The organism is Solibacillus sp. FSL W7-1464 (assembly GCF_038004425.1).
Classification (GTDB): domain Bacteria; phylum Bacillota; class Bacilli; order Bacillales_A; family Planococcaceae; genus Solibacillus.
On sequence record NZ_JBBORC010000001.1, the window covers coordinates 1,115,443 to 1,137,845 of the forward strand.

Genomic DNA, 22,403 nt, shown 5'->3' on the forward strand with positions numbered 1-22,403 from the left:
AAATCAAAATAGATTCTCAAAATAGCTTGAAGTAATATTTTTAACGTAATAATAATTTTTGAAAGAAAGTTGTGCAAATATTTCCACCTTTGAAATCCCTATGATATAATCTCGTTATCTTGAAAAATATTAGGAGGTTCTGACATGAAAAAACAATCATACAAAAAAATGTTCAATGTAGCCCTAACTACTACCTTAGCAACCGGTGCAGTCGTAGCATTAGCGCCGCAAGCAGAAGCAGCAATCAGCTTTACAGATGTTAAAGAATCGAATGTGCACTATGCAGACATTATGAATTTGGCAGAGCGTGGAATTATCCGAGGTTATGGAGACGGTACTTTCCGTCCTGGCATTTCTATTAATCGTGGTCATGCAGCTCATATTATTGCAGAAATTATGGACCTGGATACGAACAATGTTTCAAATCCGAACTACACTGATATTACTACGAACCACGCAAACTACGGTGCAATTGCGGCATTGGCAAAAGCAGGCATCATCCACGGTTTTGAAGACGGTTCATACCGTCCGGACGATAAGCTGACTCGTGGTCAAATGGCGAAAATCATTGCGAAAGCGTTCAATTTAAACCCGAACAGCGATCAACTTCCATTCAAAGATGTAGAACGCTCGATTTACAAAGACCATATCATTGCATTATATGAAAACAATGTAACAAACGGTATGACAGCAATGTACTTTGGCGAAAAATCATTCGTAACACGCGGCCAGTTATCATCATTCGTTGTTCGTGCAGAAAGAGCGGTAGAGCCGACACCAGCGCCGACTCCGACACCAACGCCAGAACCGACACCAACGCCAACACCAACGCCAACACCAACACCAGAGCCGACACCAACGCCAACACCGACACCAACACCAGATCCTGGCATCCCACCGGTGATCGATAAAACTGCTTTTGAAAATGCTTTAATTCAGAAGTTAGATGCATTGGATCAGACAGGTATTGTGAATGTTGCAGCAACAGCTGATGCTGTAACGATCACTGCGGATTCGAACATTACGAAAGAGCAATTGGCAGGAATTTCGGATGATGTTCTTAATAGCTTCACAGGTTTAGGCACAACAGCAATCGTATCTTCAGTAACAATGAATAATGTCAACTACAGCAAAAATTCTTCTCTTGCCGATTTAACGGCCATTGCTGAAAATTTAGCTAAAGAACTTAAAATTTCTTCCGATGATATTACTGAGATTAAAGCATTGACTGGCGAAGAAAACATTTGGTCAGTTTTAGCTGATCCGGCTCCAAATAGCTACAAAGGTACAATTACTTTAAACTATGTTGATGGTACTTCTAAAAATATTGCTATTGAATTAAAGAAAGCTCAATAATATAATTAACACATTCCCTAGAGCGAATAGTTCTAGGGAATTTCATTGAGAAGCATAATTTGATGAATATGGAAAAACTGGAGCAATGCGGTATCATAATTGTTAGAAAACAGGTTAGACAAAAAAACTGCAAAGGAGCTTACAACTGATGAAAAAGCTGAAGTATATATTACTAGCTCTGGCAGTGATTGTGTTAGGGATTGGCGGCTATATTGTATACGAATTAAAGTTTAAGACTTATGACACAGCAGATCCGGAAGTAGATGCCTTAACTGAAGAAACGTACAATGTAGAATTGCCGGACGGAACGGTTATTGTAGTCGACAAAGATGGAAATATCGTTGAAGACAACACAGCCGATTCTGATGAAAACGACACGACGACTGCCACAGCAAATACTTCAAGTGCGGATGAAACGAATGTTGATTCTACAAAAGGTAGCGGCGAAGCGACTGAAGCCGGGACTGACAATGGTGGAAGCGGGTCTTCAAGTTCAAATGCCGGACAAACCGGGGCGACTGAAAATTCAAACTCAGGTACAAACCCAAGTACAAACCCAGGTTCAGGTTCGAATGGAAATCCGAAACCGAGCACAGGGTCAGGCACAAACAAGCCAACTGAAAAAGTAACAGTTGCTTCGATTAAAAAGCAATACGAAGGTACATTTAAAAGTCTTGAAAACCAGTCTCGCGCACGTATGAATTCACTGATCAGTCAGGCGGCGAACGAGTACAAAACGAAAAAGAGTAATGGTGAATCGATCAGTTACGGCTATTTCTATAACAAATATATGGGTGCTGCAAAAAGTATCGAATCCGCTACAGACTCAACGGTGAATGTAGTTGTCGGTCTTGTTGAAAAAGATCTGCAAAAAAATGGTTTCGATAAATCTTATGCCCAAAGCTTTGCGGAAGAGTATGATGCAATGAAAGAATCTCTACGGGCTGATTTGATGGATAAAGCACTTAGTTTTCGATAACCTATAAGGTTTGCAGTGCGCACAGGCATTCTGCAAACCTTTTATTCTGAAGTTTACAGGCGGAAAATTACCAGATTTATGTGACAATATTTCAAATTCCCTAAACATATGGAAATACTGTGTAATATTAGGCTCGATTCATGTATAATGTTAGTAGTTTAATTAAAGGAGCGTACACTTTTGGAAGAAACAATCAGCTTACAAGACATATTCAAGACATTAAAAAAGCGGGCTGCTCTTATTCTATCACTTACTGTTGTAGCAGTAATCATCGCAGCAATCGTCAGCTTTTTCGTACTGACACCGATTTACCAGGCAAATACACAAGTATTGGTCAACCAAAAAAAAGAAGATGTCACACAACAAATGACATCCCAAGATATACAGTCAAACCTGCAATTGATAAATACATACAACGAGATTATCAAAAGTCCCGCGATTTTATCGATCGTTTCGGAAAACCTGGACTTGCCGCTGACTCCGACACAGCTCGCTTCGAAAATTACAGTATCTAATGCGAACAACTCGCAAGTACTGAATATCAGTGTGCAGGATGAAAATTACAATGTAGCAGCGGATATGGCAAATCAAGTTGTAGAAGTATTTAAAGAAGAAGTACCAAAATTGATGAATGTTGATAATGTCAATATCCTATCACCGGCTCAATATTCGGACAACCCGACACCGATCAAACCGAATAAAATGCTGAATATGGCCATTGCACTTGTCATCGGTCTGATGATTGGCGTAGGACTAGCCTTTTTACTGGAGTACTTGGATACAACAGTGAAAACCGAATTGGATGTAGAAGAGATTATCGGATTGCCGATTATCGGCGTCGTAAGTCCTATCAAGCAGGAAGAGATGCAAAAGAGCCCTGCACACAGCAAAGCAGGCAGACAGCGCATCCAGCAGAAAATAAGTCAAGAAAGTTGAGCGTGGGACCGTAATGTTCAAAAAATTCAAACGAAAAAAAATGCAACCAGCGACACTTGCCAGAAAACTGATTACCGCATCAAACCCGAAATCGATTGTTTCCGAACAATTTAAAACAATCCGCACGAATATCAACTTTTCGATGCCGGATAAAGATATACAGACAATCGTGCTCACTTCCTCGACACCAGGGGAAGGGAAATCGACCAATTCATCAAACATTGCTGTTGTATATGCACAGGCAGGAAAAAAAGTATTGCTGGTGGACAGTGATATGCGAAAACCGACAGCGCACCATACGTTCGGCATCAAAAATGTCAACGGGTTATCTACGGTATTGATCCGTCAGCATACGATTGAAGAAGTGGTAAACAAAACCGATATCGAAGGGCTTTCTCTCATTACAAGCGGTCCGATTCCGCCAAACCCGGCGGAGCTGCTCGCATCCAAAACGATGGATCAATTTATTGAAACAGCAAAAGAAACGTATGACCTCATTATTTTCGATGCACCGCCAGTACTATCTGTAACCGATGCACAAATTTTATCGAATAAGTGTGAAGGGACATTGCTGATCATCAATAGTGGTGTAGCCGAAAAGGAAAATGTCATCAAGGCGAAAGAAATGCTGCTCGTATCAAAAGCAAATATTATCGGTGCGGTTTTAAACAACTATAAAATCGATAAAGACCATTACTATTATCAATATTACGGGGCTGTCGAGTAAAAGACCCAGCCCCTCGAAACTAACATCCAGAAGAGGGGCAATACCATGATAGACATACACAGCCATATATTATTCGGTGTCGACGACGGACCCGGGGATTTACATGAAACACTGGAGATGCTTCAAAAAGCAGTAGACGAAGGCATTACAGAAATCATTTCAACTTCACACAGTTTTCATCCGCAATACAATGTTACGGCTAAACAAGTAACCGAGCAGATGGCTGTTTTACAGGAACAGCTGCAGCTTCATGACATTCCATTGAAACTTCATGCAGGTCAGGAAGTCCGTTTAGTAGAAAACGTTGTCGCATTAGTAGAGGCAAAGGAAGCTTTGACTCTCGCTAACTCCGATTATCTGCTGCTTGAACTTCCATCCAGCACAATACCGAAATACACAAAAGACTTGATCATCGCCCTTCAAAGAAAGGGCATTACACCGATTATTGCACATCCCGAACGAAATAAAGCAATCGCCGAACGACCACGCAAGCTGGAAGAGCTCGTGAGGGAAGGAGCCATGGCGCAAATTACCGCAGGGAGCCTTGCCGGGCATTTCGGGAAAAATATTCAAAAACTGTCACTCGATTTAGTGAAAGCCAATTTGGTCCATACGTATGGTTCAGATGTTCATAACTTGACAACTCGCCCCTATCTATTTGACGCAGGGCTTACATATTTGGAAAAAAAGAAACAATTAGATGCAGTGGATATGCTTTTGGAAAATAACGCGAGAATCATAGAAAATAAGAATTTTATCTTATATGAACCCCAGGAAGTAAGTTCTAAAAAATGGTGGTCTATTTTCTGAAAAAATAGCATATAGAAAGGTTATGGGAATTATGAACTATCGAAGTAGATATGCAGTATTTTTTATACTCGATTCGATCATTGTATTAACTGCAATATATATTAGTTACTGGCTGCTGCATCCGACAATTGATCTGTATACGAACAAAACATTGTTTATCAGTGCGCTTACGTTATTGTTCGCACACCATATTGTGGCGAATATTTATAAGCTTTACAGTCGGATGTGGTCCGTCGCATCGGTTAAAGAACTCCTCATTATCGGATTTGCGGTAACCATTTCCGTAGTGATGGCGATGATTATGCAACAAGCGATTAACGGGGACATTTATTTCCGCGTACTGTTGATCACATGGCTGCTCCATATTATTATGATCGGAGGCTCCCGCTTTTTATTAAGGCTTTTACATGAAAAAAGAAAAATAAAATTTGAAGGTGAAGCCATCCGCGTATTAATCGTCGGTGCCGGTCAGGCAGGAACGATTCTGGCACGCAATATTAGCCGCAATGAATATACGGAATATGAGATTGTCGGCTACGTAGACGATGATCCGAATAAAAAGTATTTAACACTGGTGGATTATCGTGTCCTCGGCACGACAAGTGAAATAGAAAAAATTGTTGAAAAAAAAGGTGTCCAAGAAATTATACTAGCTGTCCCGTCTCTACCGAAAAGTGAAATGAAAGCATTATTCGAGCGCTGTTCGACTACAAGCGCAAACGTTAAAATAATGCCGAAAATTGAAGACGTACTGACAGGCAAAGTGACGGTAAACGATATGCAGGAAGTGAATATCGAAGACCTGCTCGGCCGTGATGAAGTAAAGCTTGATATGCTGGCAATCTCTGAAGGGATTACCGATAAAGTAATCTTAGTAACAGGTGCAGGCGGTTCAATCGGATCGGAAATTTGCCGGCAGGTGATGAAATTCCAGCCGAAAAAATTGTTGTTACTCGGTCACGGTGAAAATTCGATTTACTTGATCCATATGGAGCTGACGGAACAATATAAAGATTTGGATATTGAAATACTTCCGGTTATTGCAGATGTACAAGACCGCGAGCGCATTTTTGATGTGATTCAAACATATAAACCGGATGCGATTTATCATGCGGCAGCACATAAGCATGTACCGCTCATGGAGGCGAATCCATTAGAAGCGGTAAAAAATAATGTATTCGGTACTAAAAATGTTGCAGATGCAGCCCATGCTGCTGGTGTCGACCGCTTCGTACTGGTGTCAACAGATAAAGCCGTTAACCCTCCAAATGTGATGGGCTCGACAAAAAGAATTGCGGAAATGGTCGTTCAAAATTTGGCTACAAAAAGTAAGACGACATTTGCGGCAGTAAGGTTCGGTAATGTGTTAGGATCTCGTGGTTCAGTAGTCCCACGCTTTAAAGCACAAATTGCTGCAGGCGGACCGGTTACTGTAACCCATCCGGAAATGACGCGTTATTTCATGACAATACCTGAAGCAAGCCGACTTGTATTACAGGCAGGGGCACTGGCACGTGGTGGGGAAGTATTTGTCTTAGATATGGGTGAACCGGTATACATTACCGATTTAGCGAAAAATTTGATTCGTTTATCCGGTTTTAAAGAAGATGAAATCGGTATCGAATATTCAGGTATACGACCAGGTGAGAAAATGTATGAGGAACTGCTTAGTCCGGATGAAATACAGGAAGAGCATGTATATCCGAAAATTCATGTCGGGAAAGCGAACTGTATGACAACAACTCAGCTGGAAATGTTTTTAGAAGAACTTGAACATCACGAAAATCCAAGATTAAAAGAAAAAGTTATTGCTGTAGCAAATGGGCGTTGGGAAGTTATTGCAAGTTTACACGCAGATGTCGCGGCAACAGAATAAGTTATATCCTAGTTAGAACATAGTTTATATTTGTATTCGGAAAGGGTGTCTATAAATGAAAAAAGTAAAAAAAGCAATCATACCAGCAGCAGGACTTGGAACACGCTTCTTACCAGCGACAAAAGCAATGCCGAAAGAAATGTTGCCAATTGTTGATAGGCCTACTATTGAATATATTGTTGAAGAGGCAATTGCATCAGGTATTGAAGATATTATTATCGTTACAGGTAAAGGTAAACGCGCGATTGAAGATCATTTTGACCGTAACTTTGAATTGGAAGAAAATCTAATAAGCAAAGGCAAATTGGACATTCTGGAAAAAATCAATCAATCTTCAAAAGTAGAGATTCATTATATCCGTCAGAAAGAACCTAAAGGATTGGGACATGCCGTATGGTGTGCCCGAAACTTTATTGGTGACGAGCCTTTTGCTGTTCTGTTAGGTGACGATATTGTGCGTGCCGAAGAACCGTGTACAAAACAATTAATAAACCAATACAATACAACAGGTTCATCGGTAATCGGTGTTCAGACAGTTTCTGATGAAGAAACACAACGTTACGGAATTATTGATCCGATTTCTTCAGAAGGCAGATGCTATGAAGTAAGCAATTTTGTAGAAAAACCAGCTTTAGGTACTGCGCCATCTAACTTGGCTATTATGGGTCGCTATGTTTTAACGCCAGAAATTTTTTCGTTTTTAGAAACGCAAGAGACTGGTGCAGGCGGCGAAATCCAGCTGACGGATGCCATTCAAAAACTGAATGAAAGTCAAAAGGTATATGCTTATGATTTTGAAGGTGTGCGCTATGATGTTGGAGAAAAGTTAGGGTTTATTACAACAACGATTGAGTTTGCTTTGCAGAATGAAGAAATTCGGTCTGATTTATTAGTATATCTGGAAGAAATAGTAAAAAAGGGCAATGTAAATAGTTAAGTTATTGCTGTCAGGTGAAGTCTAGATACATCTATTAATAGAAGGTACTCGGTTATGCTGTGGGTGGCGTGTCATGCGTCACTTTAGATGCTTTTTGTTATCAGGGGTATGAGGATGGGTTAGATGCCTAAATTTCATCTAAAGGAAAGGGTGTTGGAATTAGTAAGTAGGATGCAATTGAGTAATACAAGAGGCTGTAGTTATTAGTATTTCTTCCAGTAATTATGATCCTAGTTTTATTTATTGGAATTGCTCTTCTGATATTTAGAAAGAGATAAGCTATTAATTTGTTAATTTATTAAACGAATCGGTTAGAAGTTCGGCAGTATTATGAAATGGAGCTTGTAATGGAAGGTGTTAAGTCTCTTAGATGCTTAAGGGATTAGGGATTTAATGGATTAAACGGTGAAATATATTGCCCTGTTTGTATGTCTACATATTTAAGAAGAAGTTGTTTTGTACTACCCATAGTCATGAAGATGTAATTAACAACAATCTAGGTGCTAAAGTACCTTAGTTATGAGGGCAGTCTTTCAGTAATAAGGAGCAAAATAATAAAGATTTTATTCTTCTTTTGATGTATTATAACTGATATTATTAAAAGTAGTTATCAAATACGGACAATACAAGTTTGTTAATCAATAGGTATAACAGTTTTTTTGATAGAAGATAAGACATTAGAATGGAAGACAAGAATATAGAATGGAAGACAAGAATATAGAATGGTGTTAAGGAGTTAAGTATCGTTGTTAGATTGAACGCTAGAAACCGAAACCTTGTGGAATAAGGGGTAAGGCGTTTTAGTGAAGATTATAGATGATTCATTAAAATATAATAGGAAGAATCCTAGAGAATAGTGATTAAACTTTGAATATCTATTTAGTATTTAAGTGTTGGATTGAATAGATATTTCAGAAGTGACTATTAGAATTAGGTAGCAATTTTAGTGGTTTAATAGTTGGTTAGAAGTAAATTATCTAACTAAGTCCTAATCTACTAAAGAATAAATTTTAAGGAGTGTAGCTGGATGTATATGAAGGTTAAAAGAGTGATAGACATTACTCTTTCTTTAACAGGATTAATCGTGTTGTCACCCATTTTTTTAATTCTAATAATTGCTATTAAGATGGATTCAAGAGGTCCCATTTTGTTTAAGCAAAAACGTGTAGGAATTAACAAAACTCATTTTTACATATTGAAATTCCGTACTATGAAAATAGATACACCTAAAGACACTCCAACTCACTTATTAGATAATCCAGAACAGTATATCACAAATGTAGGGAAATTTTTGAGGAAAACTTCACTTGATGAGCTTCCACAGATTTGGAATATTTTTATGGGAATGATGAGTATAATTGGGCCTAGACCAGCACTATGGAATCAGTATGATCTTATTGCTGAACGAGATAAGTATGCTGCTAATGATGTACCACCTGGGTTGACAGGTTGGGCACAGATTAATGGTAGAGATGAGCTTCCTATTGAAGTTAAGGCCAAGTTAGATGGTGAGTATGTTAAAAATATTAGTCTCTGGATGGATATTAAGTGCTTCTTTGGGACAATCGTAAGTGTCGTGAAGAGTGATGGTGTAGTTGAAGGTGGGACTGGAGTGAAGAAGGAAGTTGTTAGTAGCAAGGAGAGTATTTCTAAATGAAAAAAATACTGTTGACCGGAAAAAATAGCTATGTTGGGATGAGTTTTCAAAAGTGGCTTGGAAATTACTCTGATAGATATTCAATAGATTCAATTAGTTTAAGAGGCAATTCTTGGAGAGAAAAAAACTTCTCTGAGTATGATGCCGTGGTTCATGTCGCTGGAATTGCACATGTCTCATCGGATCCTAAAATGGAAGATTTATATTATAAAATAAACCGTGATCTGACAATAGAGACTGCTGAAAAGGCAAAAGCAGAAGGTGTAAAGCAGTTTATTTTTATGAGCAGTATCATAGTATATGGGGATAGTACTAGTGGTATAAAAGTTATAAATAAAAATACATTACCAACACCCAGTAACTTTTATGGAAGTAGTAAATTACAGGCTGAAGAGGGAATTAAACTTTTAGAAAATGATAATTTTAAAATTGTTATTATTAGGCCTCCAATGATTTATGGAAGGAATTCTAAAGGAAACTATCAAAAGTTAGTAAAAGCTGCTAAAAAGCTACCTATATTTCCAAAAATTGAAAATCAGCGAAGTATGCTTCATATAGATAATCTCTGTGAGTTTTTGAAGTTAATGATTGATAATGATGAGAGTGGATTATTTTTCCCACAAAATAGAGAATACGTTAATACAAGTGAAATGGTTAAATTAATAGCTAAGTTACATGGAAGGGAAATTAAACTAACTAAGATATTTAATCCTGTATTAAAGGTTTTAGGGGTGAAGATGGGAATTATAAATAAGGTATTTGGTAATTTAGTATATGAGAGAACTATGAGCAATTATAAAGATAATTACCGAATTAGAGATTTAAAAAAGTCATTAGAGTTGTCAGAGTTGGGGAGTGACAGTAATGAATAATGTACATGTACAAGACAAATTTGAAAATCTAGTTTCCATAATAATGCCAGCATTTAATTGTGGGAATTTTATTGGTATTACTCTTGATTCTGTATTAGCACAAACATATCAAAGTTGGGAAGTCATAGTGATTGATGATTGTTCTACAGACAATACTCAGGAAATAGTGAAGTTATATATGACTAAGGATAACAGGATTAAATATCACAAATTAGATAAAAACTCAGGTGCTGCTGTGGCAAGAAATAAAGCTATTGATTTAGCACAAGGTAAATATATGGCTTTTCTTGATAGTGACGATGTTTGGTTTCCTGAAAAGCTAACAAAACAAATTAGCTTTATGGAAGAGTATGAATGTAATTTTACTTGTACTAGCTATACTAAGATTGATGAAGAAGGGAACTATCTTAACCGTACTATTAAAGCCCACAGCAAAAGTGATTATAATGGGATTTTAAAGACTTGTCCTGGGAACTCAACAGTTATTTATAACGCTACAAATTTAGGGAAATTTAAAATTCCTAATATAATAAAGAGAAATGATTACGTTATGTGGCTACAAGTTATAAAAAAAGAAAAATACTTGTATGGTATTGAGGAACCATTAAGTAGTCACCGGATTAGGACAAACGCAATTTCTAGTAACAAGTTAAGTCTAATAGGCTACCATTGGAAAGTTTACCGTCAAATTGAACAATTATCTTTAATAAAGTCAAGTTATTTAATTATTTATTGGATTATAGCAACTGTTTTCAAATTGAGGTAAATGGGTCGTCTGTATTATGGAGGTAATATATGATTATAGTGAAAATTATAGGTGGTCTAGGTAATCAAATGTTTCAGGTAGCTTTTGCCAAAATGCTAGCATTAGAATTAGGTGATGAAGTTTATTTGGATGTGTCGGCTTATAAAAGATATAAGATTAGAAATTATTCGCTTTCTAATTTAAACATTAGTAGTTCAATTAAATATGTAGAGGACGCAAAGCTATCTAAAGTTGAAGAATTATATTTAAAATCTTGTCAAAATGCATATCACATATATCAAAAGATTGTAAAGGAAACTACAAATATTGATAAATTTGGTGAGATACCCTTTAAGTATTTATCGAAAAGGGGGTTTTATTATAATTTTGATAGATACTATTATGATTTTTCTTTAAATAATACAAGATTAAAAAATATTTATGGTTACTTTCAAAGTGAAAAGTATTTTAAAAAATATAGGAACATAGTCCATGAAGAATTAAAAGTAAAAACACCACTAACTACTAGAGAACAATTAATCCTTGATGAAATTGAGTCTAGTAATGCAGTAGGAGTAAGTATGAGACTTGGTGACGATTATATTAATTCTCCGACCTTAAATGTTTGTAAAGAGGATTACTATTACAGAGGGATGGATTATATTTATAGTAAAAACAAAGATGCAGTATTTTATATATTTAGCGATTCTATAGACCGAGTAAAACAACAATTTAAATTTAAGTATCCAGTTCGATATATTGATGGATTTAAGGATTATGAAAGTCTAAGACTAATGTATTCATGTAAACATTTTGTTATATCAAATAGTTCATTTTCATGGTGGGGTGCCTATTTAGCTGAGAATAAGAATAAGATAATTGTAGCACCGAATAAGTGGTACAATAACACGAAAGAGAAACCTGATATATATTTTAATGAAATGACTCTATTAGAGGTGTAATTTCATACGAAGTGAGGTTAAAGAAAATGAGATTTTGTTGCGGAGTAACTTTATTTTATCCCACTGAAAATGAATTGGAATCAATTGTAAAATATAAAGGCGTTTTTGAACGAGTATATATTTTTGACAATACAGAAGGTGTAGATTGTAAAAAAGTTGAGAACTATTTTACAGGAAAGAATGGTTTTACATATTTATCAAACCAACAAAATGATGGATTGTCTGTGGCTTTTAATGTGATGTGTCAGAGAGCAATTGAAGAAGGTTTTGATTATATATGTTTATTTGATCAAGACAGCTTTATATCTGATAAGGATTTATCAAAAATGATAAACTTTATCGGAAGTGACAAATCAAGTAAAGTGGGAATATACGTTCCGGAGATTGTATATAACCATTTAGATGAAAGTAAGGCTTTTCCTGATACGAATGTTAATTTTATTGAAGTTGATTGGGCTATTTCGTCTGGAAGTTTTATAAACTTATATATATATAGGAAGACTCAGGGATTTGATGAAAATTATTTTATAGACCGGTTAGATTTTGACTATTGTAATACAATTCGAATACTTGGTTTTAACATTATTAGATTCAAAAATGCTATCTTGTACCAAAGTTTAGGGGAGAAGAAAAGAGTTTTATTCAGTAACGTGTCACAACATAATGCTCTTAGACATTACTATATATTTAGAAATAGGATGTACTTCTATCTTAAGAAAAATAACTTTAGTTTATATAGAGTGCTAAAACTAAGTTTAATGTCAATAAATCATTTACTAAAGATTCTAGTTTTAGAAGATCAAAAGAAAAATAAAATTAGTATGGTGGTGGTTGGTAGCAAGGACTTCTTTTATGGGAAGATGGGGAAATATAGTAAAAAATAAATAAGTAACTAACTATTAACTTAAAGGACTGAATAATATATCTAATTTATAATTTATAGCAATGTATCTTATATTCTGGTTTAAGATTTTTCCGAGTGTTATATTGTTGTAATACTGAAATATTTATATGGTTCTTTGAGGCAAACAACTAAAGGAGTAAATTACGTGGCTTTATTGTTATCATTCATGTGTATCTTAATACTGATTCTAGGAATCATTACCGAAAAAAGCTTTTTAAATCCCTTAGTGTTGTTTAGTGTATTGTGGGCATTTATTCTTTTTTTGGCTCAATTCGAACTCTATGGGCTAACTGGAATATCAAGCTATGCCTTTTTAATAGTTTTTATAGGGATAATATCTTTCTTTGTCGGTTACTATTCATTTAGATTAATTGGTAAAAATAGCAAAGGAATGATAGTGAAGTTTGAGCTCATAGAAGTGACTCGTGAATTAAATATAATTTTTAATATTTTGTTAATAATATCTTTTATTGTATTGTTAATCACTTCTAGTACTTCTCTAACATTATTATTACAAGGATATACTTTACATGATATACGATACGTTGTGGGGATGGATAGATTTAGTTCAGGAGTTATTAATATATTATATTCGTATGTTGCAAAACCATTCACAATATTGTTAATACCTATTTCAGCTTATTACTTTTTTAAGGAACAAAGGAACACTAAGTATTTGTTATTAGCGTTCATTCTTATAACAATGAACGTTATAACAGATGGCGGTAGATTTATTGTATTATATATAATAATTAATTATACGATTGCATTCTTTATGCTTAAGAAGCCAAAAGAATATAAATTTAAGATCAAGAGAAATATCTCATTTTATCTCTTAGTCTTATTTAGTTTTTCTTTTATTATATATATAACAGTTGCAAGAGAAGTTTCTATTTCAGAAACAGCCTATGTATACTTAGTAGGAGCACTACCTCACTTAAGTTATAGATTAGAAGTATTTGGTGATTTGAATTATTCTTATACTTACGGGTTTTCATCATTACTAGGAATTATTCGTCCTTTTTTTGTTGTTTTACAAAGTATAGGATTCTCATTTCCAGAATTAGCTAATTACGCTGAGGGATTAACTATGGCAATTGAGGATGCAGTATTGATAGGTGATGGAGTAAGGTTTAATGCATTTACCACATTGTTTTATAACTTTTATATGGATTTAGGGATTTTAGGAGTGGTTATGGGCTCGTTTTTGTACGGCCTATTCTCAAGCTTTAGCTATTATAAGATACTAAATAAAATGAATCTAGTAAACTTTTCGATATATTTATTAATAATGCAGTCTTTATTGACTTCTATGGTTCGATTTCAATTCTCAAAATTCTCCTTTGCACTGTGTTTCATCTATTTAATGATAATAACAATTAGAGTAAAGAGAAATCGTAGATAGGTAAAACATTATAATTAATTAGGTTGTCTTAAAGACCCCCCTCTCGTAAAATGTTCAATCAAGCTAAACAGTTGAATTGGCAATTGAATGGAAAAATGTAATATGCGAAGGCGTTAGCGAATGATTTACAAAAAAAAGAAAAGGTACTGGCCGCCGAACCGCAAATATTTTCTCATTCTGTAAAATAACTATTTGAAGAAGAACGAATAGAGGTATTAATAGTTATGAAGCAATATGAATAGGAGTATTTACCAATGCAAATTGTCTCAAAGTTAGCTGATTGTGAAATGTACATGGCTTCTGAATCAACATTATACTGAGTATTACGCGAAGAATAGATACAAAATCTCCGTGCTAATGTCCACCAAAAAGTCATCTGGCGGTCGCACCCAATCAAATTTGAACCTGGGATATTAAGGGACTAGTAGAACCTGAGTAAGGCATATTTTATCGCAAATTTATCAGCTGCGAAGTTTAGGAAACTAAAGAAGCTAAATATGCAGAACAGCTGATAAAAAAACGGTGTGAATGAAAAAATTCAAGGTGCACTACTCGTTCCTCATTCAGAAAATAACAGCTGTAAACGCTAAACTAGAGTTAACAGTTTTCCACAAATAGAAATCAACAGAATTCCCCAAATAAGATTAAACAGTTATCCAAAAACTATCATTCTTTCAATATACTTATATTAAGTTTATTGAAGGTGAGGAATTAGGAGTGAACAGGTTTATGAATTATATAGAGATCCACCGATTATATAAAGAGGGATTCTCAAAAAGTGCAATTGCAAAAAAGTTAAATATATCAAGAAATACAGTCATAGATTATTTGAATATGACGACTGAGGAATTTGAAGAGTTCATAAGTTCCTTACGGACTAGGGAGAAAAAATTGGATCAGTTTCATGATGAAATACTTGAATGGTTACGTGAACATCCTGATTTATCAGGAGCACAGGTTTATGATTGGTTGGAGGAGAAATTCAACTTTAAAGAGGTCGCTGAAAATACCGTTCGGAATTACTTAAATGAATTAAGAGATCGTTATCATATCCCGAAAGTTTTGACTCAACGTACATATGCCACTGTTCCAGAACTACCAATGGGAAAACAAATACAGGTAGACTTTGGTCAAACAGTGGTAAAGGATAAAGATGGTCATAATAAGCGTTTGTACTTCATTGCTTTTATACTTTCTCATTCAAGGTATAAATATGCGGAGTGGTTAGATCGTCCGTTTCGTACAGCTGATGTCATTCGAATGCATGAGAGTGCTTTCCATTATTTCGGGGGAATTTCTGAAGAAATTGTTTATGATCAGGATGCGTTATTAGCAGTAAGTGAAAATGCAGGTGATTTAATTATGACATCGGAATTTACCAAATACCATCAAACACGGCAATTTAATATATATCTTTGTAGAAAAAGCGACCCGGAGTCGAAAGGAAAAATCGAACAAGTCGTTAAGTTTATCAAAAATAACTTCAGTAAACATCGTGTATTTGGTAACATCACAGATTGGAATCAATCTTGTCATGCCTGGCTCAAACGAACAGGAAACTATAAGGTACATCATAATACGAAAAAGAGACCTTCTGAAGTGCACGCCCTCGAAAAGCAACACTTAAAGAAAGTCTCTGGTACCTATATTTTCGAGAATATTCTCGCTTCTAGTATAACAAGAAGTATACAAAAGGACAATGTCATTCGTTTTGGCGGAAATCGATATAGTGTACCAAAAGGTACATTCAGAGGAGATGCGCCTAATATTGCATATGTTCAAGAAGATGATGGTTGGTTAATTATTCGATTAAAGCAAACTGGCTCAATATTAGCAAAACATAAAATTTCTAGTGAACGAGGTCGTGTTATTTCTGACCCTTCCCATCGAGAATACGGAACATCTAAACGAGAATTATTAATCAAACAAATCGAAGATGTATTTTTAGATAAAGAAAATATTCAGTGGTTAATACATCAATTAAAAGAGCGATACCCTCGACATTTAACTGATCAATTAAAAGTACTTGAACAAGCAATAAAGGTTTACCCTAATCATTGTGATCAGGCATTAGAAGAGGTGAAAAAACTCAATATGACAAGTGCGAATGATTTTCGGGATATTGCCAACTCTCTATCTATACAGAGCCAAAAAGGCTCTCCTTCGGCTATTGAACTGAATCAGAAATATAAGGATTTGATTGCGCCAGAACGATCTGAAGATATTTATTTAAAAGTCTTAGCTGGAGGTAGAGATTAATATGACCCATCCTTTCGAATTATTACAAGACAAATGTCGCACCCTACGTCTGGCTGAGACAGCAAAAGAGTTGCCGAATCTAATGCGAGCAGCGGAATCAAAGAATTGGACTTATCATGAATTGATTCACGAAATCTTGAGTTACGAATTGAACTGTAGAGAGAAAAAGAATAATGAGAGATTAATGAAGTGGGCTGAGTTTCCAGAGAAGTTAACTTTTGAAGAATATAACTTGAATGAACAATCAGCAATAGGAGAAAAACAACTTAATGTTCTAAAAGAATTGAATTGGGTTGAAGAATATTTCACATTAATTATGATGGGCCCAACTGGAGCTGGTAAAACGCATTTGTCGATCGCTTTAGGAATACACGCCGTGGAGAAAGGATACCAAGTATCCTTTATCTCCATGAGCCAACTCATGTATGTTTTAAAAACAAAAGAATATACCAACAAGTCGAAAACTCGTTACAAGCGGATTATTACATCTGATTTGATTATCATTGATGACGTGATGTACATGACATACGAAGCTCAGGAAGCTAACTTATTCTTTCAATTTATCTATGATTTATATGATAAAGCTGCATTTATATTGACATCAAACAAAGGTCCAGGAGAATGGGGGAAGTTTTTAGGAGACCCAACATTAACAACCGCTATTTTGGATCGCTTACTTCATCGAAGTGAGATTATCACATTTGACAAAGAGGCAGATAGTATTCGAATGAAATATAGAAAGGCTTTATTCCAACATCAAACTGTTGAAACTTAATTGGTGAAAACTGTTGAAACTTACTTGTGAAAAACTGTTTAATTCTACTTGACGGTTACACAGCCAGCTAAAAGTCTCCGCTTTCTAAGGTTTCCTAAAGAAAGTTGATATTCAAAGCACGTATTCAAGACCACGTGTCAGCAATGATAATCACTCTTCATATGCGATGTTGTGTGACATTGAAATACCGTCCTGATTCCAAACGAAAAGGGTTTAAGTTAGTAGAGTAAGCAGTTACTTGGGTATGAAAATTTATCCACTGGTACAACGAAATTCATTTACATAGCACTTTGAAATTTGTGAAGCAAGTGCAGTGCATTTTGGTAAACATATAGAAATTTTAGAGTGAAAAAGAAGCGTATGAAGTTGGGCGGGACAAACACGCAATTTGTCTGCTGAGCAGCAAGTGACTCTTATCCGATAAAAGATGATCGCTCAAGAAGAATAAAACATCCCCATTATCTTATAAATATGTAGTGAAAGAAGTTTTACTTTCATTACTCATTAACAGGCCAACAAATGCAAAAAGATAAATTCGAATGAATTGGGGATTTTAATGAACTAAATGTAAATATAGTAGAGAAATAAAATAGCTTGATCTACAACTATATTGTCAAAAACCGATGATGAAAATGAATTATTTTAAATCCTTTGGTTGTTATCACAATCAGTAATTAAATATATAGGGTGTAATCAACCATGGTGGTAAAGTATGAGAAAATAATGTGTCTGATGATATATCCAGGCATGTCAAAAGTGGTAGAAAACTGAAACTTCATCGGAGGGAGATAGTTATGATAAATAATGATACGGTTATATATGTGCTAGTTCCTAGAAACGTTGTTACTGGTGGAACTGAAAGCCTCCATCAACTTGCATATGAGTTGAAAAAATTACATTCAAAAGTATTTATCCATTATATTAATTCTCAAGAATTAACTATACCTATAAAGTTTGAAAAGTATAAAATTCCAATTTCAAAGGAGATTGTAGATAGCGAGGAAAATTTGCTTATTGTACCGGAGACAAATACCGAATATTTGAATAAGGTGAAAGTAATCCAAAAATGTATTTGGTGGCTTTCTTTAGATTACTATATTCGACAGTTGCCGAGAAATGCAACATATTATTTTTGTAAGAAACATAAATTACCGTTGTATCTAACACCATTAGTAACACAGTTACTGCGAATTGCAGGTAAATTAAAAACAAATATATATTCTTTTAACGATTATAATAGACCGGTTTTTCATTTATATAACTGCGAATATGTAAGGGGATTTTTAGAAGGGCAAGGTGTTAGCGATGAAAATATGATGTATTTATGTGGACCAATTGGTGATGAATATTTTGAACGGAAAATAGAAAAAAAACATAATATCGTTGCATATAACCCTGCTAAAGGGTTTGAGGTTACTAAACAAATTATAGAAAAGGTCGATAGAAAGGGATTAAATTTAAATTTTATTCCAATCAAAAATTTAGATACACAAGGAGTAATTAAACTTTTGTCTGAAGCAAAGCTCTATATAGACTTTGGCTATTTTCCAGGACCCGAACGAATTCCTCGTGAAGCTGTGACTTTAAATACTAATATAATCACTTCGTTAAGTGGAAGTGCAAAAAATGATGTAGATGTCCCAATACCTGGAGAGTATAAGTTTGATTTGAATAAATTGGAGATAAATATTGATAATATAGTTGATAAAATGTGTGAATTGATATTTGAGTATGATATACATCTTTCCAAATTTGATAATTATCGTAAAAAGGTAATTGATCAGAAGGAAATTTTTTATACTAATTTAAAGGCTTTTTACAAGAAAATAGAAATCAATCAGAAGGTAGGAGATTAAAGTGAAAGGCATAATTTTAGCAGGTGGTAGTGGGACTCGATTATATCCTTTAACTATGGTTACAAGTAAACAATTATTACCAATTTATGACAAACCAATGATTTTTTACCCATTATCAACTTTAATGCTTGCAGGGATTAGAGATATATTAATTATATCAACACCAGAAGATACTCAGCGCTTCGCATCCTTATTAGGTAACGGCTCGCAATTTGGGATAAATCTTGAGTATAAAGTTCAGCCGAGCCCTGATGGACTAGCTCAGGCTTTCTTAATAGGAGAGGAGTTTATTGGTAACGATTCTGTTGCGATGGTATTAGGAGATAACATTTACTATGGCAGTGGTATGAGAAAAATATTACAACGTGCAGCAAATAAAGCTAGTGGTGCAACTGTATTTGGATATCATGTGCAAGATCCGAAGCGCTTTGGAGTAGTAGAATTTGATCGGAATGGCAAGGTAATTAGTGTTGAAGAAAAGCCTGAAATACCTAAATCTAATTATGCAATTACTGGGTTATATTTTTATGACAACCGTGTTATTGATATTGCTAAAAATGTCCAACCATCTGCACGTGGTGAACTTGAAATCACCTCTATAAATGAAGCTTATTTAACTTTGGGTGAATTGGAAGTAGAACTATTAGGTCGAGGCTTTACTTGGTTGGATACAGGTACACATCAGAGTTTAGTAGAAGCAACTAATTTCGTAAAGACAGTGGAAGAACATCAGGGAATTAAGATTGCTGCACCCGAAGAAATTGCTTACATTAATGGTTGGATTACGAAGGAACAACTAAGGGAATGCGGAGAAAAACTTAGTAAAACCGGATATGGACAATATTTAATGAGAGTAGCTAATGGACAAGTTCAATATTAATTGAAAGAAGTGAAATAGAAATGAAGTTTACTAAAACTAATTTAGAGGGTGTAATTATCATTGAACCAGCTATATTTGGTGATCATCGTGGCTGGTTTATGGAAACTTATAATGACGCTAATTTTTTTGAGGCTGGAATTAATATAAATTTTGTTCAAGATAATCAATCATTCTCAGCTAATAAAGGTACGCTAAGAGGATTACATTATCAATTAAACCCTAAAGCACAATCGAAATTGGTACGTTGCGCTAGAGGGGCAATTTATGATGTTGCTGTAGATATTCGTAAAGGTAGTCCTACTTTTGCCAAGTGGTTTGGAATTGAATTAACTGCAGAAAATAAAAAGCAATTATTAATTCCAAAAGGATTCGCCCATGGTTTCATGACCTTAACGGAAGATGTAGAAGTTCAATATAAAGTGGACGAGCTGTATTCTCCAGAATATGACAAAGGTATTCTTTGGAACGATCCTGAAATTGGAATAGAATGGCCTATGGATATCAAACCTATCTTATCTGTAAAAGATGAAAAGGCCCCTTTATTATTGAATGCGGAGAAAAACTTCAACTTTGGAGAGTAATGTTATGAAGGTATTGGTTACAGGATATACAGGTCAACTTGGACATGATGTAGTTCAATATGGAGTGAAACTCGGATTAAACATGGTAGGGATAGGATCAAAAGACTTAGATATAACAAATCAATCCAAAGTTCTTGATTATGTAAAAAAAATTAATCCAGAAGCAATAATTCACTGCGCTGCTTATACGGCAGTTGATAAAGCGGAAGATAATAAGGATATGTGCTGGGAAGTGAATGTTGAAGGAACAAAAAATCTAGCTCTAGCTGCAAAGGACATTAATGCAAAGTTTATTTATATAAGTACTGACTATGTGTTTAATGGCGAAGGAGAAACTCCATTTAAGGAAAAGGACAAACCAAATCCAGTTGGTTATTATGGATTGACAAAATATGAAGGAGAAAAGTTAGTAAAGCAATTATTAAATAAATGGTTTATTGTACGTATTTCATGGGTTTTTGGGATAAACGGAAATAATTTTGTGAAAACAATGTTAAGATTAGCAGAATCCCAGACGGAATTAAATGTGGTTGGCGACCAGATTGGTTCTCCCACTTATACATTTGATTTAGCACATTTATTAATAGATATGGTTCAAAGCGAGAAGTATGGAACTTATCATTGTTCTAATGAAGGTTTCTGTAGCTGGGCTGAATTTGCAAAGGAAATTTTCAGTCAAGCTAATGTTGGGGTTAAAGTAAATCCTATTTCCACTGAAGAGTATCCAACTCGAGTAGTACGGCCTAAGAACTCAAGGATGTCCAAACAAAAGCTCGTAGAAAATGGTTTTACTCCATTATCAAATTGGCAAGATGCTGTTAAGAGATATTTAAGAGAATTAATTAATACAGAGGTGAAATAGATGACTAAGAAGAAAATCCTTGTAACTGGTGGTGCAGGATTCATTGGTGGTAATTTTGTACAGTACATGGTTAAAAAGTATCCTAACTATGATATTTATAATTTAGACTTATTAACATATGCAGGAGATTTAACTAAACATCGTGATATTGAAACAAATGAAAACTATTATTTTATAAAAGGAGATATTTCCGACCGCGAAAAAATTATTCAACTTTTTGAAAAGGAAAAATTTGATTATGTAGTCCATTTTGCTGCAGAAAGTCACGTAGATCGTTCAATAACAAATCCGGGAATATTTGTTCATACAAATATTATAGGAACTCAAGTATTATTGGATGCAGCAAAACAAGTGGGTGTTATTAAATTCATACACGTATCCACGGATGAGGTATATGGAGAATTGGATTTTGATCCTAATACATTTTTTACTGAAGAAACTCCATTACAACCAAATAGCCCTTATAGTGCAAGCAAAGCTTCTTCTGACTTATTAGTTCGAGCTTATTATGAAACATATGGTTTACCTGTAAATATTACCCGTTGTTCTAACAACTATGGACCCTATCATTTCCCTGAAAAGTTGATTCCTTTAACAATTTCTCGGGTATTGAACGAACAAAAGATTCCCGTGTATGGTGATGGCAAAAACATACGTGATTGGTTACACGTACTTGATCACTGTGCTGCTATTGACTTAGTTATGCACGAAGGAATAAAAGGTGAGATCTATAATGTTGGTGGGCATAATGAACGTACTAATTTAGAAGTTGTCAAAACAATTATTAGTACACTAGGAAAATCCGAAGATTTAATTGAGTTTGTAACAGATCGTTTAGGACATGATAAACGTTATGCAATTGATCCAACTAAATTAGAAAACTTAGGTTGGAAACCAACCTATACATTTGAAACTGGAATTGCTCAAACAATTCAATGGTATCTTGATAATAAAGAATGGTGGGAGCAAATTATTAGTGGTGAATACCGTAATTACTTTGAAAATCAATACAATATATGAAGCC

Annotated in this window: 20 protein-coding genes; all 20 read left to right on the top strand. The window is 34.9% G+C overall.

Going from position 1 to position 22,403, the window contains the following annotated elements:
* Positions 1 to 144 precede the first annotated feature (144 nt).
* On the top strand, positions 145 to 1,356 hold the full coding sequence (locus tag MKZ25_RS05290; protein ID WP_340800538.1) for an S-layer homology domain-containing protein: 1,212 nt from the start codon (positions 145 to 147) through the stop codon (positions 1,354 to 1,356).
* Positions 1,357 to 1,504: 148 nt separating this feature from the next.
* Positions 1,505 to 2,335, top strand: a complete 831-nt coding sequence (locus MKZ25_RS05295) for a hypothetical protein (RefSeq protein ID WP_340800539.1) — start codon at positions 1,505 to 1,507, stop codon at positions 2,333 to 2,335.
* Positions 2,336 to 2,515: 180 nt separating this feature from the next.
* Positions 2,516 to 3,271, top strand: a complete 756-nt coding sequence (locus tag MKZ25_RS05300; RefSeq protein WP_340800540.1) for a YveK family protein — start codon at positions 2,516 to 2,518, stop codon at positions 3,269 to 3,271.
* Between the two features lie 13 nt (positions 3,272 to 3,284).
* The gene (locus MKZ25_RS05305; RefSeq protein ID WP_340800542.1) at positions 3,285 to 3,998 is read left to right on the top strand and encodes a CpsD/CapB family tyrosine-protein kinase; all 714 of its coding nucleotides are present in this window, start codon (positions 3,285 to 3,287) and stop codon (positions 3,996 to 3,998) included.
* Positions 3,999 to 4,043: 45 nt separating this feature from the next.
* Entirely contained in the window at positions 4,044 to 4,808 is a 765-nt protein-coding gene (locus MKZ25_RS05310) for a tyrosine-protein phosphatase (protein WP_340800543.1), read from the top strand.
* A 31-nt stretch (positions 4,809 to 4,839) separates the two neighbouring features.
* Positions 4,840 to 6,684 carry a polysaccharide biosynthesis protein gene (locus tag MKZ25_RS05315; RefSeq protein ID WP_340800544.1) on the top strand — a complete coding sequence of 615 codons (1,845 nt, stop codon included), beginning with the start codon at positions 4,840 to 4,842 and terminating at the stop codon, positions 6,682 to 6,684.
* 55 nt (positions 6,685 to 6,739) lie between these two features.
* The gene (gene galU / locus MKZ25_RS05320) at positions 6,740 to 7,621 is read left to right on the top strand and encodes a UTP--glucose-1-phosphate uridylyltransferase GalU (protein ID WP_340800546.1); all 882 of its coding nucleotides are present in this window, start codon (positions 6,740 to 6,742) and stop codon (positions 7,619 to 7,621) included.
* Positions 7,622 to 8,648: 1,027 nt separating this feature from the next.
* Positions 8,649 to 9,278, top strand: a complete 630-nt coding sequence (locus MKZ25_RS05325) for a sugar transferase (RefSeq protein ID WP_340800547.1) — start codon at positions 8,649 to 8,651, stop codon at positions 9,276 to 9,278.
* Entirely contained in the window at positions 9,275 to 10,150 is an 876-nt protein-coding gene (locus MKZ25_RS05330) for an NAD-dependent epimerase/dehydratase family protein (RefSeq protein WP_340800549.1), read from the top strand. The genes MKZ25_RS05325 and MKZ25_RS05330 overlap by 4 nt, the downstream gene beginning before the upstream one ends.
* Positions 10,143 to 10,916 (top strand): glycosyltransferase family 2 protein, encoded by a 774-nt coding sequence (locus MKZ25_RS05335; RefSeq protein ID WP_340800550.1) that lies wholly within the window; start codon positions 10,143 to 10,145, stop codon positions 10,914 to 10,916. The genes MKZ25_RS05330 and MKZ25_RS05335 overlap by 8 nt, the downstream gene beginning before the upstream one ends.
* Before the next feature lie 29 nt (positions 10,917 to 10,945).
* The gene (locus tag MKZ25_RS05340; protein ID WP_340800551.1) at positions 10,946 to 11,857 is read left to right on the top strand and encodes an alpha-1,2-fucosyltransferase; all 912 of its coding nucleotides are present in this window, start codon (positions 10,946 to 10,948) and stop codon (positions 11,855 to 11,857) included.
* Between the two features lie 26 nt (positions 11,858 to 11,883).
* Positions 11,884 to 12,741 carry a glycosyltransferase gene (locus MKZ25_RS05345; protein WP_340800552.1) on the top strand — a complete coding sequence of 286 codons (858 nt, stop codon included), beginning with the start codon at positions 11,884 to 11,886 and terminating at the stop codon, positions 12,739 to 12,741.
* Positions 12,742 to 12,906: 165 nt separating this feature from the next.
* Positions 12,907 to 14,166: an O-antigen polymerase gene (locus MKZ25_RS05350; RefSeq protein WP_340800553.1), complete on the top strand. Its 1,260-nt coding sequence runs from the start codon at positions 12,907 to 12,909 to the stop codon at positions 14,164 to 14,166.
* A 729-nt stretch (positions 14,167 to 14,895) separates the two neighbouring features.
* Positions 14,896 to 16,425: an IS21 family transposase gene (istA, locus tag MKZ25_RS05355; RefSeq protein ID WP_340800555.1), complete on the top strand. Its 1,530-nt coding sequence runs from the start codon at positions 14,896 to 14,898 to the stop codon at positions 16,423 to 16,425.
* Between the two features lies 1 nt (position 16,426).
* The gene (istB, locus tag MKZ25_RS05360) at positions 16,427 to 17,200 is read left to right on the top strand and encodes an IS21-like element helper ATPase IstB (protein ID WP_340800556.1); all 774 of its coding nucleotides are present in this window, start codon (positions 16,427 to 16,429) and stop codon (positions 17,198 to 17,200) included.
* 794 nt (positions 17,201 to 17,994) lie between these two features.
* A complete protein-coding gene (locus MKZ25_RS05365) occupies positions 17,995 to 19,056 on the top strand; it encodes a hypothetical protein (protein ID WP_340800557.1) in 1,062 nt (353 codons plus the stop codon).
* Between the two features lies 1 nt (position 19,057).
* Positions 19,058 to 19,936, top strand: a complete 879-nt coding sequence (rfbA, locus tag MKZ25_RS05370; protein ID WP_340800558.1) for a glucose-1-phosphate thymidylyltransferase RfbA — start codon at positions 19,058 to 19,060, stop codon at positions 19,934 to 19,936.
* 20 nt (positions 19,937 to 19,956) lie between these two features.
* A complete protein-coding gene (gene rfbC, locus MKZ25_RS05375; protein ID WP_340800559.1) occupies positions 19,957 to 20,517 on the top strand; it encodes a dTDP-4-dehydrorhamnose 3,5-epimerase in 561 nt (186 codons plus the stop codon).
* A 4-nt stretch (positions 20,518 to 20,521) separates the two neighbouring features.
* Positions 20,522 to 21,379, top strand: coding sequence for a dTDP-4-dehydrorhamnose reductase (gene rfbD / locus MKZ25_RS05380; protein ID WP_340800560.1), 858 nt, complete (start codon positions 20,522 to 20,524; stop codon positions 21,377 to 21,379).
* Positions 21,380 to 22,399 (top strand): dTDP-glucose 4,6-dehydratase, encoded by a 1,020-nt coding sequence (gene rfbB / locus MKZ25_RS05385; protein WP_340800562.1) that lies wholly within the window; start codon positions 21,380 to 21,382, stop codon positions 22,397 to 22,399.
* Positions 22,400 to 22,403: the final 4 nt, after the last annotated feature.

Bases quoted from the DNA above. Each gene is read 5' to 3' on its own strand.
- MKZ25_RS05335 (WP_340800550.1), top strand. From the start codon at position 10,143: ATGAATAATGTACATGTACAAGACAAATTTGAAAATCTAGTTTCCATA.
- rfbC (WP_340800559.1), top strand. From the start codon at position 19,957: ATGAAGTTTACTAAAACTAATTTAGAGGGTGTAATTATCATTGAACCA.
- MKZ25_RS05305 (WP_340800542.1), top strand. From the start codon at position 3,285: ATGTTCAAAAAATTCAAACGAAAAAAAATGCAACCAGCGACACTTGCC.
- MKZ25_RS05325 (WP_340800547.1), top strand. From the start codon at position 8,649: ATGTATATGAAGGTTAAAAGAGTGATAGACATTACTCTTTCTTTAACA.
- MKZ25_RS05365 (WP_340800557.1), top strand. From the start codon at position 17,995: ATGATAAATAATGATACGGTTATATATGTGCTAGTTCCTAGAAACGTT.
- MKZ25_RS05340 (WP_340800551.1), top strand. From the start codon at position 10,946: ATGATTATAGTGAAAATTATAGGTGGTCTAGGTAATCAAATGTTTCAG.
- MKZ25_RS05345 (WP_340800552.1), top strand. From the start codon at position 11,884: ATGAGATTTTGTTGCGGAGTAACTTTATTTTATCCCACTGAAAATGAA.
- istA (WP_340800555.1), top strand. From the start codon at position 14,896: ATGAATTATATAGAGATCCACCGATTATATAAAGAGGGATTCTCAAAA.
- MKZ25_RS05290 (WP_340800538.1), top strand. From the start codon at position 145: ATGAAAAAACAATCATACAAAAAAATGTTCAATGTAGCCCTAACTACT.
- rfbB (WP_340800562.1), top strand. From the start codon at position 21,380: ATGACTAAGAAGAAAATCCTTGTAACTGGTGGTGCAGGATTCATTGGT.
- MKZ25_RS05310 (WP_340800543.1), top strand. From the start codon at position 4,044: ATGATAGACATACACAGCCATATATTATTCGGTGTCGACGACGGACCC.
- istB (WP_340800556.1), top strand. From the start codon at position 16,427: ATGACCCATCCTTTCGAATTATTACAAGACAAATGTCGCACCCTACGT.
- rfbD (WP_340800560.1), top strand. From the start codon at position 20,522: ATGAAGGTATTGGTTACAGGATATACAGGTCAACTTGGACATGATGTA.
- MKZ25_RS05330 (WP_340800549.1), top strand. From the start codon at position 9,275: ATGAAAAAAATACTGTTGACCGGAAAAAATAGCTATGTTGGGATGAGT.
- MKZ25_RS05315 (WP_340800544.1), top strand. From the start codon at position 4,840: ATGAACTATCGAAGTAGATATGCAGTATTTTTTATACTCGATTCGATC.
- MKZ25_RS05295 (WP_340800539.1), top strand. From the start codon at position 1,505: ATGAAAAAGCTGAAGTATATATTACTAGCTCTGGCAGTGATTGTGTTA.
- galU (WP_340800546.1), top strand. From the start codon at position 6,740: ATGAAAAAAGTAAAAAAAGCAATCATACCAGCAGCAGGACTTGGAACA.